The sequence below is a fragment of the Cytobacillus sp. FSL M8-0252 genome, from assembly GCF_038007345.1.
Lineage (GTDB): Bacteria > Bacillota > Bacilli > Bacillales > Cytobacillaceae > Cytobacillus > Cytobacillus kochii.
In genome coordinates this window covers 1,939,017-1,956,682 of the sequence record NZ_JBBOWZ010000001.1, presented here as the reverse complement: position 1 = coordinate 1,956,682, position 17,666 = coordinate 1,939,017, and the positions used below count along the sequence as shown (strand labels likewise).

General features: G+C 37.4%; 14 protein-coding genes. All 14 read right to left on the bottom strand.

Going from position 1 to position 17,666, the window contains the following annotated elements; translation table 11 throughout:
- Positions 1–45 precede the first annotated feature (45 nt).
- Positions 46–759 carry a DUF881 domain-containing protein gene (locus MKX83_RS10100; RefSeq protein WP_095373479.1) on the bottom strand — a complete coding sequence of 238 codons (714 nt, stop codon included), beginning with the start codon at positions 757–759 and terminating at the stop codon, positions 46–48.
- Positions 725–1,525 (bottom strand): cell division protein FtsQ/DivIB, encoded by an 801-nt coding sequence (locus MKX83_RS10095; RefSeq protein WP_341055241.1) that lies wholly within the window; start codon positions 1,523–1,525, stop codon positions 725–727. Before MKX83_RS10095 ends, MKX83_RS10100 begins: the two co-directional genes overlap by 35 nt.
- Positions 1,526–1,687: 162 nt before the next feature.
- Positions 1,688–2,596, bottom strand: coding sequence for a UDP-N-acetylmuramate dehydrogenase (murB, locus tag MKX83_RS10090; RefSeq protein WP_095369613.1), 909 nt, complete (start codon positions 2,594–2,596; stop codon positions 1,688–1,690).
- Positions 2,597–2,661: 65 nt separating this feature from the next.
- Positions 2,662–3,759: an undecaprenyldiphospho-muramoylpentapeptide beta-N-acetylglucosaminyltransferase gene (murG, locus tag MKX83_RS10085; protein WP_095369614.1), complete on the bottom strand. Its 1,098-nt coding sequence runs from the start codon at positions 3,757–3,759 to the stop codon at positions 2,662–2,664.
- Between the two features lie 276 nt (positions 3,760–4,035).
- Complete coding sequence (gene spoVE, locus MKX83_RS10080) at positions 4,036–5,136, bottom strand: stage V sporulation protein E (RefSeq protein WP_095369615.1); 1,101 nt, start codon at positions 5,134–5,136, stop codon at positions 4,036–4,038.
- A gap of 110 nt (positions 5,137–5,246) precedes the next feature.
- Positions 5,247–6,599, bottom strand: coding sequence for a UDP-N-acetylmuramoyl-L-alanine--D-glutamate ligase (murD, locus tag MKX83_RS10075; RefSeq protein WP_341055238.1), 1,353 nt, complete (start codon positions 6,597–6,599; stop codon positions 5,247–5,249).
- Positions 6,599–7,573 (bottom strand): phospho-N-acetylmuramoyl-pentapeptide-transferase, encoded by a 975-nt coding sequence (gene mraY / locus MKX83_RS10070; protein ID WP_095369616.1) that lies wholly within the window; start codon positions 7,571–7,573, stop codon positions 6,599–6,601. The genes murD and mraY overlap by 1 nt, the downstream gene beginning before the upstream one ends.
- A gap of 113 nt (positions 7,574–7,686) precedes the next feature.
- Positions 7,687–9,165, bottom strand: a complete 1,479-nt coding sequence (locus MKX83_RS10065) for a UDP-N-acetylmuramoyl-L-alanyl-D-glutamate--2,6-diaminopimelate ligase (RefSeq protein ID WP_307314562.1) — start codon at positions 9,163–9,165, stop codon at positions 7,687–7,689.
- 305 nt (positions 9,166–9,470) lie between these two features.
- Positions 9,471–11,417 carry a stage V sporulation protein D gene (locus MKX83_RS10060; protein ID WP_095369618.1) on the bottom strand — a complete coding sequence of 649 codons (1,947 nt, stop codon included), beginning with the start codon at positions 11,415–11,417 and terminating at the stop codon, positions 9,471–9,473.
- Between the two features lie 86 nt (positions 11,418–11,503).
- Positions 11,504–13,741 carry a penicillin-binding protein gene (locus MKX83_RS10055; protein ID WP_095369619.1) on the bottom strand — a complete coding sequence of 746 codons (2,238 nt, stop codon included), beginning with the start codon at positions 13,739–13,741 and terminating at the stop codon, positions 11,504–11,506.
- Positions 13,741–14,103 (bottom strand): cell division protein FtsL, encoded by a 363-nt coding sequence (gene ftsL / locus MKX83_RS10050; protein ID WP_095369620.1) that lies wholly within the window; start codon positions 14,101–14,103, stop codon positions 13,741–13,743. Before ftsL ends, MKX83_RS10055 begins: the two co-directional genes overlap by 1 nt.
- Before the next feature lie 30 nt (positions 14,104–14,133).
- Entirely contained in the window at positions 14,134–15,066 is a 933-nt protein-coding gene (gene rsmH / locus MKX83_RS10045) for a 16S rRNA (cytosine(1402)-N(4))-methyltransferase RsmH (protein WP_095369621.1), read from the bottom strand.
- Between the two features lie 72 nt (positions 15,067–15,138).
- Positions 15,139–15,570 carry a division/cell wall cluster transcriptional repressor MraZ gene (gene mraZ / locus MKX83_RS10040; RefSeq protein ID WP_095373480.1) on the bottom strand — a complete coding sequence of 144 codons (432 nt, stop codon included), beginning with the start codon at positions 15,568–15,570 and terminating at the stop codon, positions 15,139–15,141.
- A gap of 394 nt (positions 15,571–15,964) precedes the next feature.
- Complete coding sequence (gene bshC / locus MKX83_RS10035; protein WP_341055235.1) at positions 15,965–17,599, bottom strand: bacillithiol biosynthesis cysteine-adding enzyme BshC; 1,635 nt, start codon at positions 17,597–17,599, stop codon at positions 15,965–15,967.
- Between the last annotated feature and the right edge of the window lie 67 nt (positions 17,600–17,666).

The following is a 17,666-nucleotide window of genomic DNA, read 5'->3' as shown; positions in this document are numbered from 1 at the left end:
CTTCTTTTTCCATCAACTATTATACCTATCATGATAGAAAAAGCACTAACTACCAATTATCGGGTCCATTATGATTTCTGATTTACTCTCTAATGAAAACTGAATATTTTCATTGACAAGTAAGTCTTTAACACCGCCAGCAATATTTAGTGCCGATGTGAGAACATCCGCATCTCCAATCGCAGATATAACAAATGGGGCTGGGTGTTGCTTCCCGTCCACTTCAATGACTGGTCCGTTACAGACAATATAAGAGGAATGCGTTAAGCGCTGACCATTAATGGCGACAGCTGAAGCACCGGCAATGTATAACTCATTAATAACTTGAAACACATGATGTTCATGTACGATGTAATTATTCGCTGAATCGGCTTGAGGATTGTATTCCCCGTCCAAGAGAGTGACATTTACACCAGGGCCACTCACTTTGACTTTGCCCAAATACATTCGATATTTATCGGCATCCTCGGCAAGATTACTATATACTTGCTCATCTTGAGAGAATTCTTTTTCTATTTTTTGCAGAGCATCTTGTGACTTGTACAATTCTTGTTGAAGGCTAAGATTTTTTTCTTCCAAATCAATCAATTCACGTCTTAATTGCTGATCCCTCTCCCACTGGTTACTCGTTATACTACTGTCACCCTTTGTATCTTTCGCCAATTGAAAGGAATAAGCAATTAGAAAACCTAATCCAATGAAAACAAGTGAAAAGATAACCTGATTATTCTTCAACTTCCTCTTCTTGTTCTTTTTCATTCTCATTAGCTCCCCCTTCGCCATAAGGCTTAAAGTAAGAGCCCACTTCCATATCAATAATTCCTTTTACTTCGGGATCAAGTTGAGCGACAATTGCCGGGTAATGAGACATTTTATCGACAAAGGTAGCTAATGTAGCGATTACTTCATACCCATCATTCATGTATAGCGTAATTGCCTCTTTATCTGTTTCTTTAGGTGTCGCGTGTATTTCTGAAATTGAATTACGAACTTCTTCTGGTAATTGACCAAGAGACGCAATCATCTTCTCTAACACATTTCCTTCAGAAAATTGAAATAAAATAGGTGCACTGGCTGGGAACTCACTTTCACCTTTTACTGAGAGAGTTTTACCGTTTTCAAGAACGGGTATATAATCCTCACCTTCCATAATATAAGCTACTCGTTTATGTTCTTTCACCGAAATAACGACTGTATTTGGAAACTCAGTTGCTACTTTTACCTCTTTCATTTCTGGTAGTTTTAAAAGCACTTGCTCAATCTCAGCTTCATCAACTTTCCATATATTCATATCTTCAGTTAATCCACTTTGATCTACAATCGTTTCATTGCTGAAGACAGTGTTACCTGATACTTTAATTGCTTTTATATTGCTCAACGGTGACTGGAAATAAACTACTAAGGCAATCAGAAATAAAAAGAAAATAAGTAGGAAAATGAGTCTACGGTTCGCTTTCTTTTTTCTCTGCTGTTTTAATTTAGGAATTCTATCTTCTATGGATACTATTTTTCCTTGTTCCAGCATCATCACCTCGTACATCGTTACTCACAGCATATATCCTTATTTTCGGTTAATTAAACTAATATATTAACATAATGAGATAATATACCTAAATCTTTATTCACTTATCATCATTCTATTGAATGATTATATCACAATAATTGGAATGGAAGTTGGTCTTTTTCGCTACTTACGCCCAATTATTTCAACTTCTGTTTGCAATGCTATGCCCTTCTCTGCTAATACCGTATCCTTCGCATGTTGAATCAGACCCAAAACATCTTCAGCAGTTGCCTGATTACTATTCACGATAAAATTCCCGTGCATTGGCGAGATTTGGGCGCCTCCCAGTGAATGCCCCTTTAAACCAACTGCTTCAATCAGCTGACCAGCATGATGTGGTAGTGGATTTCTAAAAATACTCCCTGCACAAGGGGAATCCCATGGTTGTGTTTCTTTTCGATAAGCCTTATTACGTAACATCCTATCAATAATCGCTTCTTTCTCTCCTTGCACTAAGCGAAAAATCGCTTCAACAACAATGCCAGGTCGTTCTTTTTGTAAAATAGACGTACGATACGAAAATTTCATTTCTTCGTTTGTTAACCAGTGCATTTCACCATTCGGAAAAAGGATATACGCTTTCTCAAGAATAGTTGCGATATCCGATTGATGTGCACCTGCGTTCATAAAGACTGCTCCACCAACAGAACCAGGAATTCCACTTGCAAATTCTAGCCCTGCATACCCTTGTTTACTCACTTTTGTAGCTAATGCTACAAGGGGGTATCCTGCACCGACCCTTAGGAGTTCCTGTTCTAGTTCGAGGTGGGCAAAGCCTTTACCGAATTTAATAACTACTCCCTCAATGCCATCATCAGCTACTAATAAATTAGAGCCTCTTCCTATGACAGTCCATTTCATTTTATGCGAGACAATAACATCCATCGCTTTACGCAAATCTTCTATTGTCCTAGGTTCAATAAAAATATCGGCAGGTCCACCGATTTTCATCGTAGTATGATAAGCAAGCGGTTCTTTTTCTTTCACCGTTCCATTTATAGCGTTTTTCAACTTACTAAATACGCTCTGCATAACATCCGCCCTCTCTGTATCGTCATTCTATATTATGCTAATACCATCAAGAATGGGCTACATTACTACTTGTCTTTCATTAATTTTTTCATGACATTATATAACCGATCGGCTGCATCTGGGACGCCTATCTTCTTTGCAGCAGATTTCATTGCGACAATTTTGTCCTCATCTAATAAAATCCGGTCAATCGATTCAATTAATTTATTCGCACTCAAATCTCCTTCTAGGAGTAATTCTGCTGCGCCATGGTCGCTTAATGCTCTCGCGTTCTTTTCTTGATGATTATTCGTAACATATGGGCTTGGTATTAATATACTTGGGATGCCTAATGACGTTAATTCAGCTAGGGTTGTTGCCCCTGCTCTTGTTACAGCAAGGTCCGTTCCGGCTAATACTTCTGGCATATTATGAATAAAAGGCTTGATTTTGATATTTTCGGGATTTCCAGCCAATTCAGCCTCTTTCTTTACACTTTCATAATGGACCTCACCGGTGATATATAATACTTCATACGGCCTAGATGCTAACTGTGTAAATGTTTTTAACACGGCATCATTAATCGGCCTTGCTCCCCTACTACCACCGAAAATCAAAACAGATGGTTTAGCTGGATCTAGACCCACAGATAATTTACCATTAATGGCATTTTGTCCAAGCACTTCTGTTGCTCTGGGATTACCCGTCATAACTACCTTTCCTTTAGGAAAGCTTGCCACAGCTTCATCAAAGCATACAGCTACTTTATCAACATATTTACTAAGGAACTTATTAGTTAAACCAGGTACACTATTTTGTTCATGAATGATTGTTGGAACCCCCAACTTGGCACCAGCGTATACAACTGGCCCACATACATAACCACCTGTACCAATTACGACATCTGGCTGAAATTCCTTCAACATTTTTTTACTTTCTTGAACACCTTTTAAGAACCGCCAAATCGTTTTCACATTATCTAAAGATAAGCTTCTTTTAAATCCTGAAATTTCAATTGACTGAAAAGGTATATTAGCACGAGGAACAATCGATGCCTCTAGCCCATTTTTAGTACCTATGTATAAGAATTCTGCGTTTTTATCTTGCTTTTGAATTTCTCGAATTAAGGCAAGCGCAGGGTAAATATGTCCACCTGTGCCACCACCACTTAATGCAATTTTCATGCTTTCACCTCAAACAAAGCTGTTAGTTTCCTTACTGTTTACTAGTCTTACTTTATCCTATTCTACTATATTTGCACTGAAAGGAAGAAATGATAACCTACAATGTCATGCAAATGTAATGAATTTGGAAAATCTCTTTCCCTTTTGAAATAAATGAATGTTCTACACTAACAAATTAAACCAAGTAATACCACATAATTGAAGCTTTAACTATATATTCTTTTTTAATTTGCGATTTTCCTATCAGCAAAAAAAGAAACCCTAAAATGGGTTTCATTAATAACGAGAATACCGACTAATATTAAGTAGCACACCAATTGCCATTAACATAAGGGTCAATGAAGAACCTCCATAACTTAAGAATGGTAAAGTGATCCCAGTTACTGGCATTAAACCAGTGACTACTCCAATATTAATCATTACTTGTATGGCAACCATGGCGATAATTCCTACTGCCAAAAAACTACCATATAAATCTGGTGCACCAAGCGCTACTCTAATTCCTCTCCATAAAAGAAGAGCGAAGAGTAAAATCACGAATGTGCCCCCTATAAAACCTAATTCCTCAGATAATATAGCAAAAATAAAATCTGTTTGTGGTTCTGGTAAATAGAAGAATTTCTGTCTGCTTTCTCCTAAACCTAAACCGAATAATCCACCTGGACCAATTGCATAAAGAGATTGTATAATTTGAAATCCACTTCCTAAAGGGTCCTGCCAAGGATCTAAGAAGGAAGTAATTCTTTTGATTCGATAAGGAGCAGAGAGCACTAAAGCAACAAAGCCTCCTATACCGATTAAACCTAAAAATGCGAAATGTTTAATTCTTGCACCTGACACGAATATCATTACAATACAAGTCCCTACCATTACAGTTCCCGTGCCTAAATCAGGCTGTAACATGATTAAGCCGAAAGCAAGAAATACTAGACCTAATGAAGGTACTAACCCCTTCTTAAATGAGGTAATGAGTTTCTGTTTTTCGGAAAGGAACTTAGCGAGAAAAGCAATCATCGCTAGTTTCATAAACTCGGAAGGTTGAATAGAGAATGCACCAACCCCTATCCAACTTCTTGATCCATTTCTAACATTTCCTATACCAGGTATTAATACTAATAATAGCAACACAAAACAAACAATGATGATGACTTTTGCCCATGTTCTCCATGTCCAATAATCGACATTCATAAGAAAGAACATGGCTACTAAACCCACAACTGCAAATAGTAACTGCCTTTTCGCGAAGAAAAAAGCGTCATCAAACTTGTAATCTGCCCAAATGGCACTGGCACTATAAACCATCGTTAGTCCAACAGCTAAGAGCATGAGCGTAACAATAATTAATATCATATCTGGAGTGGCTTTTTTAGTTGGCAAAGTCAACACACCTCTAAATGCAAGTTTTAGGGCTGTTTGCAGTTTCCTCTACCGAACAAAATCAAGCTTAGCTAAAGGAATAGGATCATTTGAACCGGCAGACAAGCCCTTTACTTAAGCTTATGCACCGCTTCTATAAAAATGTCTCCTCTTACTTCAAAAGTTTTATATTGATCCCAACTTGCACACGCGGGCGAAAGTAAGATAATATCTCCTTCTTTTGAAAGGTCAAAAGCCAGTGGCACAGCATCTTCCACATTATTGGCATGTACGATGCTTTTTATCCCTGCACGAGCAGCAGCAGCGTCAATTTTTTCAGCCGTCTCACCGAAAGTTACGACGGCTTTTACATTTGTAAGTGCTGGTATAAGCTCATCAAAGGCATTACCACGATCAAGACCGCCAGCTAGAAGAACAATCGGCTGATCAAAGGCAGCTAAAGCTTTCGTTGTCGCTAAAATATTTGTTGCCTTTGAATCATTATAAAAACGCCTTTTATTCTTTTCGCCAACGAATTGTAGACGGTGCGCTACTCCTTGAAAAGTCGTTAAAACTTGATAGATGGCTTCATTATTAATACCGGACAATTTCGTAGCAATGATACTTGATAGAATGTTTTCTAAGTTATGTGCCCCCGGGAGAACAATATCGGTAATAGATATAATTGCTTCCTCATTAAAGTAAATGATGCCGTCTTTGATATATCCACCTTTTTCCAATTCTCTAGTGGTAGAAAACGGGATAATTGTTGCTTTTGAATGGGCAGCTACTTCCATCACTGCTTCTTGATCAGCATTTACAATGAAGTAATCTTCCTTCGTTTGGTTTTTTGTGATATTCGCTTTTGCACTGATATATTCTTTCATTGTGCCATGATAATCAATATGTGCTTCATAAAGATTGGTTAAAATAGCAATTTTCGGGCGAAATGCTTCAATTCCCATTAATTGAAAAGAAGACAACTCAATAATAATTGTATCTTCCTTCTTCGCGTTTTCCGCAACGATAGAAGATACCTTTCCGATGTTACCAGCAATAAGCGAAGACTTATTAGCAGCCTGAAAAATTTCATTAATGAGCGTTGTCGTTGTTGTTTTCCCATTTGTACCAGTAATAGCAACAAATGGAGCTTGGGATATTTGATAAGCCAGTTCTACTTCCGTAATAACCGGTAACCCTCTATCAATCGCCCCTTGGACAATAGGGTTGCTATATGGAATGCCAGGGTTTTTTACCACATATTCAAACCCTTCATCAAGCAAGTCGACTGGGTGACTTCCACAAATTACGGTAATACCTTGCTGTAATAAGCTTTGGGCCTCCGGATTTTCATCTAGAGGTTTATAGTCATTTACCGTTACAAAAGCACCTAACTTATGTAGTAGAGATGCCGCACCGACACCACTTTTAGCAAGTCCTAACACGAGTATTTTTTTATGATGATAATGATTCACTGTTTTCATTACATCCACACCTCTACATAGATTCCGAGAATGGCACAAAGAAGACCTACTGTCCAAAATGTCACAACAACGCGCCACTCTGACCACCCTACAAGCTCGTAGTGATGATGTAATGGGCTCATTTTAAATACACGTTTACCTGTTGTCTTGAAAGAAGCTACTTGAATAATCACTGATAATGTTTCAATAACAAATACGAAGCCTATGATTAGTAAGATTAGTTCAAACTTTGTCATGATGGCAATCGCTGCAATTGCTCCACCCAATGCAAGTGATCCTGTATCACCCATAAAAACTTTGGCTGGATGTGCATTGAATACAAGAAATCCAAGAAGTGCACCAACAACTGCTACTGAAAACACTGATACTTCAAATAATGATTGACTCCAAGCTAGGACGGCAAATGCACCAAATGCGATTGCTGCTGTCCCACTTACCAATCCATCTAACCCGTCTGTTAAGTTCACAGCATTTGAAAACCCAACGAGCCAAAAAATAATAAATAAGGCATAGCCCCATCCTAAATCAATGGAAAAATCGGTTAAAGGAATCGCTACTTCTGTACTAAAACCGGTTTGCTTTAATACAAAGAAGAATATTATTGAAATAATAATCTGTCCGATTAGTTTTTGCAATGAAGTTAAACCTAAGTTTCTTTTCATCACTACTTTAATAAAATCATCTAAGAATCCTAATAAACCAAAACCTAAAGTAACGAGAAGCAGCAAATAAGTGGTACTTGTCGGTCCTTGGAATTTAGCAGTCATAATGAGCGTACTTAATGTAATTGAAAATAGAATCATTAAGCCACCCATTGTAGGCGTTCCTGTTTTCTTCTGGTGGGATTTTGGTCCTTCTTCTCTTATGCTTTGACCGAATTTAAGTCTCCTTAAAAAAGGTATGAACAACGGAGAAATGAGTACGGTAATTAAGAAACCTAGGATTATTGTAAATAATATCACTTGCTCCATCATTATTGTTCACAACCTTTAACGGGTATTGAGAATTGTTTTACTTGTTTTTTTCTTAATCGTTTTATCATATATTCTAAACCTTTCAATCATTCATGATCATGTTATTTTTTTAGTCACTTGCTACTTGTTTTCTTTTTTTCAATGGCTTCCTTCGCTACTAATCGATCATCAAAATCAAAATGCTCATGACCAATTATTTGATATGTTTCATGACCTTTACCTGCTATTAGTATACAATCCCCAGGTTCTGCCTGATTCACTGCATATTGTATAGCCTCTTTTCGATCAATAATTGAAACATAAGATTCGTTCTTCACACCAGCTTCCATATCTTTCAAAATACTTTCAGGGTCCTCGGTACGGGGATTATCAGATGTAAATATAGCATCAGTACTATGTTTACAAGTAATTTGAGCCATTAAAGGCCTTTTCGTACGATCTCTATCTCCTCCACAACCGACAACTGTAAAGATTCTTTTCTTTGCTAATTGTTGCACTGTTTTTAATGCATTCTCTAAACTATCTGGCGTATGAGAGTAATCTACAATAACGGTGAAATCTTGATGAGCATCTACCGTTTCGAATCTCCCTGCAACGCCAGCTACACTTTCAACAGACTGGATAATTTGCTCCATAGAAATATTAGAAGCAAAAGCTGCAGCAATACTTGCCAATACATTATATACACTAAATTTTCCTATTAACTGAATATGAAGAGAATAGGTTCCGATTGGACTGTCTAATTCAAATGTGGTGCCAGAAGCATTCATTTCTATATTTCTTGCCCGAAAGTCCGCATCTCGATCAATTCCATACGTTAGTATATATGCGGAAGTTGATTTTTCATAATCATATGACGCTGGATCATCTACGTTCAAAACAGCATATTTCGGTCGATCATAATGATAGGCATTCCCCAGTTGTGCGAACAGAAGGCCTTTAGCACGACGATATTCATCCATAGTATGGTGGTAATCTAGGTGGTCTTGCGTTAAATTTGTAAATACAGCTACATCAAAATCACAACCATGTACTCTACCTTCATCTAATGAATGAGATGACACTTCCATCACTGCTGATGTGACGCCAGTATCTTTCATTTGTTTAAATGTTCTCTGTAAAGTAAGACTCTCAGGCGTAGTGTTTTTAATTTCATATTTTTGCTGACCAATTTTAGTATACATTGTGCCCATCAGACCCGTTTTTTGACCAGCATCTGATAAAATTTTATCAATGATATGTGTTGTCGTTGTTTTCCCATTTGTACCTGTCACACCTATTAAGTGTAACTGTTGACTTGGCTGCCCGTAAAAGGCATCTGAAAGTAAAGATAGTGCTCTTCTTGTACTCTTCACAACAATCACGGGTACCTTTAAGGAGAGCTCTTTCTCAGAAATAACGGCTACTGCTCCTTTTTCGACAGCTGAAGCAGCAAAGTCATGACCATCAACTGTGTAGCCTTTTATACAAACAAATAAGCTACCTTCTTCTACTTTACGGTTATCATTTTCAATTGATTGAATTTCAATATTGTCTACATCATTATATTGAAGATAAGGTTGCAACTTTTGTAGCAACGTATGTAATTTCATAAAACTCCATTCCTCTCATACAAACTTCTCATAAAACATTTTTACGATCATTTTGTCTAACCTATGCGTTAAAGATGATAGGCGTATAATATTTTACATGATTCAGCGATAATTTTCTATGAGTTTCTTATAATTGCCTCGTTTAAACGGTTTTTTTTATAAAAATAATAGCACTTGATCCGCCAAAAGCCTTCTTATCATCCATTATACGCTATTTAAACCCTACTAATTATTGGACTCAACCTCTAGCTCCTTTGTTACATATGCTGATTGATTATAATCATAAACTTAGAAAAAGGCGGCTTTTAATCGCCGCCTTCCTCAGTGTCATCATGCTGTTCATCGTTGAAATAGAGGCGTATGGTGGAACCTTCTTTGATTTTTGTACCAGGAAGAGGCGATTGTTTTACAACTGTATCTCCTTGTCCACTAGCTTCAATTTGAAGGTTAATCATCATCTCACCTAACTCCAATTTTGTTATACCTACTAAATCAGGTACTTCTAAAAGCGGTGTATCTGGCCAAGCATACTCTTTTTCTACTTGATCTTTCCTAGGTTCAACTCCCATAGCTCGTAAGCTATCACCAATAATGTTACCAACAATCGGAGCAGCTACAACACCACCAAATTGGACCGTGCCTTTCGGATTATCAACAGCTGTATAAACGACAATCTCAGGGTCGTCAGCTGGTGCAAAGCCAATAAAGGAAACAATATGGTTGTTTTCTAGATATTTACCACCTTGAGCCTTCTGGGCTGTTCCTGTCTTACCTCCTACTCTATACCCTTCAACAAATGCATTCTTACCTGACCCTTGAGCAACTACGGTTTCTAATGCTCTGCGAATCTCAGTTGATGTCTCTTTTGATATTACCTTTCGTTTCGCTTCAGGTGTGACTTGTTTTAGGACATCGCCTGTTTTAGAATCCACGATTTCTTTAGCAATATATGGTGTATACAATGTTCCACCGTTTATAGCTGCAGAAATGGCAGCAACTTGCTGAATGGGTGTGACTGATACCCCTTGACCAAATGCCGTTGTCGCTTGCTCTACTGGTCCTACTTTATCTAAGTTAAATAGTATTCCTGTAGATTCCCCTTGTAAGTCAATCCCCGTTTTTTCTCCAAAACCAAAATCATGAATATATTTAAATAAAGTGTCTTTTCCTAACCGTTCACCAAGATTAACGAAACCTGGGTTACAAGAATTTTGTACCACTTCTAAATAGGTTTGTGAACCATGTCCACCTTTTTTCCAACAGCGAAGCTTGGCTCCGCCTACTTCTACATAACCTGGATCGTGAAAATGATCATGATCTAGATCAACTTTCCCCTCTTCCAATGCGGCTGCCAATGTAATAATTTTAAAAGTTGATCCTGGTTCGTAGGAGCTCCAAATAGGTAAATTACGATTATACACATCTGCAGATACATTACGAAAATTTGCAGGATCAAATGTCGGTCTACTAGACATTCCGAGAATTTCTCCTGTATTCGGATCCATCGCAATCGCTATTAATCCATCTGGATTATACTTAGCCTCTGCATTGTCAAGTTCTCTTTCAATAATTGTTTGTACTTTTGTATCAACAGTTAACTTTAATGTATCACCGTCAACGGGTGCTTGATAATCATCAGCCATATCATTCATTCTCTGTCCTTTTGCATTTGCATAAAACTTAACCGATCCTTTTTCTCCACTTAGTTCTTTATCGTAGTATAATTCTAGACCCATCAACCCTTGATTATCAACGCCAGCAAAACCGAGCACATGGGATAGATAATCACCAAACGGATAATGCCTTTTAGAATCCTCACCGATATATACACCATCTATATTTAATGACCTTACTTCTTTTGCTTTTTCATGGGTGATTTTTCTGCCACCAGTAATTCTTACACTCGATTGTTTCTCTGTAATTTCTTCAAATACTTTTTCTTTAGATAAATTAAGCGTAGCGGCTAACTTTTCAGCAGCATCGTCAGGCTCGGTAATTTGTCTCGGGACGACGTAAACCGTTGGAGCACTTACATTGGTTGCTAAAGCGACTCCGTTCCGATCAACAATTTCCCCTCTTTCAGGCTCAAAGGGGATATTCCTACTCCATAATTCTTTGGCTCCATCTGTGAGAACATTTCCTATAAAAAATTGGACATAGCCCAAGCGAACATCAATAATTAAAAAAACAAATAACCCAATAAATAATGCAGCAATTAATCTTTTTCGAACGGTTACATTAGATACACGCATAAATGGAACGAACCCTCCTTTTTTATCTGGCTCGTTCCATTTTATGCTTGTACATTATTTTTAGAACAGAAGCTCGTCTTTAACTTCTACTGTTCGCTCGCACTTTTATCATCTTTCAGTTCTTCTCCCTCATTAGTAGAGGTTTTCTTTCCACTTTGTTGAAAATCTACGATTAAGTATTCATTCTCTTTTATAGCGCTTCCTGGAGCTAGATTTTGCTTGACAGCAAAACCGTTGCCCACACTGTTAAGCTTAAGATTAGATAGCTTAACGAACTTCATCACATCTCTCATCGACCAACCAGTTAAGTCTGGAACAGTAAGCTTCCCATCCGTTTTAAGAATAACCTTTTCACCTTCTAACACACTTTCTGTAGCGCCTGGTGATTGTTCTACAACCTTTTTACCCTCACCGATAATAATTGGCTGCATACCATTTTTCTCCAATGACTTCTTCGCTTCTTCAACAGATTTTCCTTCAAAATTCAATCCTTTACTCACTTGAAGTTTATCGTAGTCAGTAGGTTCAATACTTAAATAACTTAAGCTATTCTTCATAACCGGTTTAAAAATTTCTGAAACAGGATCGCTGCCTGTTTCTGTATTTTCAAGCTCCGGTTGCTGAACAGCCACATATACTAGTAATTCAGGGTCTTCAGCAGGTGCCATTCCTAAAAAGGAGAACACATAATTTTCTCGCCCTGTAATATAGCCACCACCCTCTTTGGGTATTTGTGCTGTTCCTGTTTTACCAGCTACTTTGTAGCCATCAATTTGATAATGGTTATGGCCTGTCCCATTCTCAGAAGAGACAACCGTTTCCAATACCTTTCTAACTTCCTTGGCTGTATTCTCAGAAATCGGTTGACCCTTAATCTCTTCTTTTGCTTCTTTTACCACTTTATCATTGTTTGGGTTAATTATTTCACTTATTACATGAGGCTGCTTCATAGACCCATTACTAGCAATAGCAGTCGCCGCTTGTATTTGTTGAATGGGTGTAATAGCGGTTCCTTGACCATAAGCCGTTGTTACTTTTTCAAATGGCCATTCGTAAACGATTTTCCCTCCAGCTTCATTAGGTAAATCAATTCCGGTTGGTTCTTCAAAACCAAATTTCGTCAAGTATTCTCGATATGTTTCATAGCCTAGTTGATCTTTTACCATTTTCGCTATCGCTACATTAGAAGAACGTTGAATGCCTTCTAAATACGTAATTGAACCCCATCCTTGTCCATTATTATGGTCTCTTACTGGTGGAGATTTTTCCGTAACTTTATACGTACCAGATTCGAAGGTTGCATTAGGTGTAAATACCCCTTCCTCAATTGCCGCTGCTAACGTAAAAGCTTTCATTGTTGAACCTGGTTCAAACGAATCCTCAATAGCGAGATTACGCCATGTTTGGTCAATGCCTTCCCGTGTTTCTGGATTAAATGTAGGTCGTTGGCTCATCGCAAGAATTTCGCCTGTTTTCGGGTCAGCGACAACGGCGACCATCTTTTCTGGGTCATACTTTTCACTTACTTTGCTCATTGCTTCTTCTAAAAAGATTTGAATTTTATTATCGATTGTTAAATATACATCATTTCCGTCTTCTGCTTTTTCTACGACTTCTTCACCATTTGGTAATAAGTATCCCCAAATATCTTTTTCATAAGAAAACTTGCCATCTTCCCCTAACATTAAATCATTCAAGCTCTTCTCTAAGCCCATAATTCCTTTGTCTTCGAGTTTTCCATCTTCACCTTCTACGGAATCAACATACCCGATAAGATGCGAGGCAAAAGTTCCATTAGGGTAAAAACGGATGGTTTGCGGTTGAAAAACAATACCTGGCAACTCTAACTCTTCTATTTTCTTCTTTTGACTAACTGTTAATTTTTGACCTGCACGACCGAATTCCACTTGGAATAACTGTTCATCCTTGCCTCGCCTCTCATTGATTGTTAATCTTTCGTAGATTTCAGACTCTTCCATATCAATGACTTCAGCTAATTGCTTTGCCGTCTCATCTGGTTCAACCACATGTTTCGGATTATCTTTATTCTTGGTCATTTTTTCTGATAAGACGGCAACTAAAGTGTAAGCTGTACTATCCTCAGCAATGACATTGCCATTACGATCGTAAATTGTCCCACGTTTAGATTCAATGGTTGTTGAACCTTGGTACAACTGTTCAGCTTGTGCAGCAATGACTTTACCACCCGCTTCACCAGACACTTGAATAGAGATAAACCGGAAAAGCAAGACAAAAAAGAGCAGACTGAATATCATAAACAATATCGCTGCTCCAACATTCATATTTCTTTGCTTCTTATACATTACTCACCACCAACAACCTTAGGAGATTCATTCATTTCAAAGCCAGATTTTTCAGCTGCTTGTTTTACACGGTCTGGACGACTTAATTCCTCGATTTGCATTTTTAAATCACTATTCACACTCTGTTGTTCAGTGATTGCTTTTTGCGTGTCTTGAATTTCCGCATTTACTTCATATAAACCTGCTTGATTTGAAATAATTGTTGTGGCGCCAAAGAAAACTGCACCCGCAAATACGATACCCATTATTTTTTCTCCAGGCGAGAGCAATGATTTACGATCTTTTATTTTCTTTTTTGGCGCTTGAGCCGGCTGATTAGATACATGTTGTTCTTGCTGTAGTTTACGAGCTACATTCTCCATATTTCCCCTCCTGAGTGTGTCTCTTTTATTTTATATTTTTTCTATAATCCTGAGTTTAGCTGAACGAGATCGATTATTATGGGATAACTCCTCTTCAGATGGAATAATAGGTTTTCTGTTCACTAATTTCATCTTAGGTTGATATTCATCAGGAATAACCGGCAGTCCCGGTGGTAGATCTGGTGTTGAGCTGGCCTCTTTAAAAGCCGCTTTACAAATACGATCCTCTAACGAGTGGAATGTAATAACACTCACTCTCCCACCACTTTTTAGCAAGCCCATCGCTTGCTCTAATGACTGCTCGAATACCCCTAATTCATCATTAACAGCAATGCGTATCGCTTGGAAAATCCGCTTAGCTGGATGACCCCCTTTTCTTCTAGCTGGGGCAGGTATGCCTTCCTTGATCAAATCTACTAATTCACCTGTTGTTTTTATCGGCGCTTTTTCTCTTGCTAACTCAATTTTTCTTGCAATTTGTTTAGAAAATTTTTCTTCACCATATTTAAAAAAGATTTTCACAAGTTCGTTATATGACCAATGGTTGACAACATCATAGGCTGAAACCTCCGCTTGCTTATCCATTCTCATATCGAGCGGAGCGTCATGATGATAACTAAAACCTCTTTCCGGTGTATCCAATTGAGGAGATGAAACACCTAGGTCATACAAAATACCATCCACTTCAGAAATCCCTCTTGCATTCAATTCTTCCTTTAAATGACTAAAATTACTTTTTACCAGTGTCACTTGCCCACTGTACTTAGCAAGTTTCTCCTTCGCATTCTCAATTGCCGTTTCATCTTGGTCAAAAGAGAATAGCCTTCCTTCACTTGAGAGCTGTGATAATAAATATTCACTATGCCCAGCTCCACCTAAAGTACAATCCACGTATATCCCATTTTCTTTCACATTTAGTCCATCTACGGTCTCTTTTAAAAGTACTGTTGTATGATTAAACATTGTTGCTCATCCTTCCCAACCTGTAATTGTGTGTAAAAGTCCCCTTATGTATTCATTCGGGTTAGGCCTTGTTTAAATATCAAAGCCAATCATATTTTCTGCAATTTCAGCAAAAGATTCTTCTGACTCTGCAAAATATTCTTCCCAAAGGCTTCTACTCCAAATCTCAATTCGGTTGGAAACACCTAATACGACACATTCTTTATCTAATTTTGCATATTGCATTAGTGGGGAAGCGATATTTACTCGTCCTTGTTTGTCAATTTCACATTCTGTTGCACCCGAGAAGAAAAATCGGGTAAAAGCGCGGGCGTCCTTTTTTGTCATGGGTAAAGCTTTAAGTTTCTCTTCAAGCTCTTTCCATTCTGTTAAGGGATAACCAAATAAACATTGATCCAAACCTCGTGTTAATACAAATGTCTCTCCTAAGTTCTCACGAAATTTAGCAGGTACGATTAAGCGGCCCTTTGTATCAACATTATGATGGTATTCTCCCATAAACATACCCGCTTCACCCACTTTCTAACACAAATGTACCACATTCCCCCACTTTCCTCCACTATTTTAAATGATTCGCTCACGTCCAATAAATTCCTGCTGTTTTTTTATTTTTCAAATATTTTTCTTTCGCTATCTTTTTACAAAAATATTTGCTTTTTTTACCTTATCCATTTCATTTTGAATTAAGCTGAAAGAGAATTGTCAAAAGAAGAAGATTCGTTAGTCACACATTTTAAAAATCGACAAAGACATATTCTTACGGACAACTACAAAATCTTCCCTTGTCGTTTGGCTAGCCTAAACCTCTCCCACCTTTTATGTGCCTATTATTTTACTTTGTGCACAAAAAAAGACTTAAATCCTCCTCTAATATTGAGAAGTATTTAAGTCTTTTGCTTTATACCTTCATCACTTTATGCGTACCATCAAAAGGTAGTTCATGATCGAGAATCCGGGAGAAGAATGATAAACCATACTTATTGATAAAATAAAGTCCATTCCAAACCCTTTCTTGTGGGATACCGTCTGGTTTTACGGAAGATTGGATACGATCAAATTTCGAGAGTATATTTGTATATTTTTGCTCAGTCGATTGTTTAAATTTAGTTTGTATAAATGCAATTTGCTTTTGTACAAGTGCTTGATTTTTTTCTACGAGTGGGTACATACCCTTTTCTTTCTCTGAAGTATAAGCTAACAACTGTTTATAAGATTCTTCAATTTTCGCTTGTAATTCGCTTAAGATTTCATCTCGTTCTTTACTTTGGACTGATTGAAGAAATTTATTCTTTCGTTCTTCAGTACCATTCATTAATACGTCTTCTAATTGTAATCCAAGCTCTGTCATTTCCGATTCAATTGCTCTCTCTAAAATCGTGAAATTCAAGCGTGGGACAAGTGGCGGCATTTTTAAAGAGAACTGCTCAAACACTTTTTGCAGTTCAGCCCAGTACGCGATTTCCCCTGGTCCAGCAATAAACGCTAATGTGGGGAAAAGTAATTCCTGTGTTAAAGGTCTGGTAACAACATTATTACTCAGTTTCTCGGGTGTTGTTTCAGCCATCGTTAACATTTCTTCTAATGTGAAGCTTATTTTAGCATCTGTATTCACAAAACATTGGGTTTGATGATTGTAATCAAGTAGGATTCTCTCTTTAAAAACTTCATCATAATAGAAGAGATTAGCAGCATTTTCACTAATTTCTAGCATTTTTGCATAACCATCAGCTTGTAATCTCTGTTGATTTTCAAGCACAGCTGTTGTCATTTTTGTCGCAGCTTTGATTTGCTCAGCTAATATGCCCTTTTCCAATTGTCTTAATTGCGCATTACCTGAATCAACCAATAAAAGACCATGTTCTTTAAACATCCCCATAATTAAATGAGCAAATATGTCTACATATGTTTTCGATTGTTCTATAGCCTTATGAATGAATGACATAATATCTTTTGTAAATGCGGTTTCACCAAATGACTCAATGATGTCGTCAACCCACTTGATACAAACATCTGAATCAATAGCGATATTTGATACCATCTTTTTATCATTCGGTGATTCTGGATAAACCAGCTTTTTCATTTGGTTGTTTTCATAACGATAAATATGGTTTACCTCTTGATAATCATGATCCTCACCAGCAATCCAAAAAACAGGTACAACAGGAATATTTAATTCCCGCTCTTTTTCCTTAGCAAAGGCAATGATAGAAATGACTTTATGTATGGAATAAAGAGGTCCAGTCATTATACCTGCCTGCTGCCCTCCAATAACAACTACACTTTTATCATCATTTAGCTTTTTAAGAGATTCTTGTACCTTCTCAGATGTTGGAAAGCCATTCATGAAATCACTTATATGACTTACTAGCTTATCTCGTGAAAAATTTCTCTGACCAAGTTCTTCTATACGTCTCTTTAAATCACTAATATGATTATAACGGTAGTGGAAGTATGGCTGAATTTTCTCATCTTGAGCAGTATACTCTGTTGCAAACCGATTAGTGGCCGGTATTGTGAGATGCAAAATCTCCATCTATGAACTTCCTTTCTAAACACATTTTCCAAGTATCTTTATGAGTATAGCATTGTCAGAAAAGAAA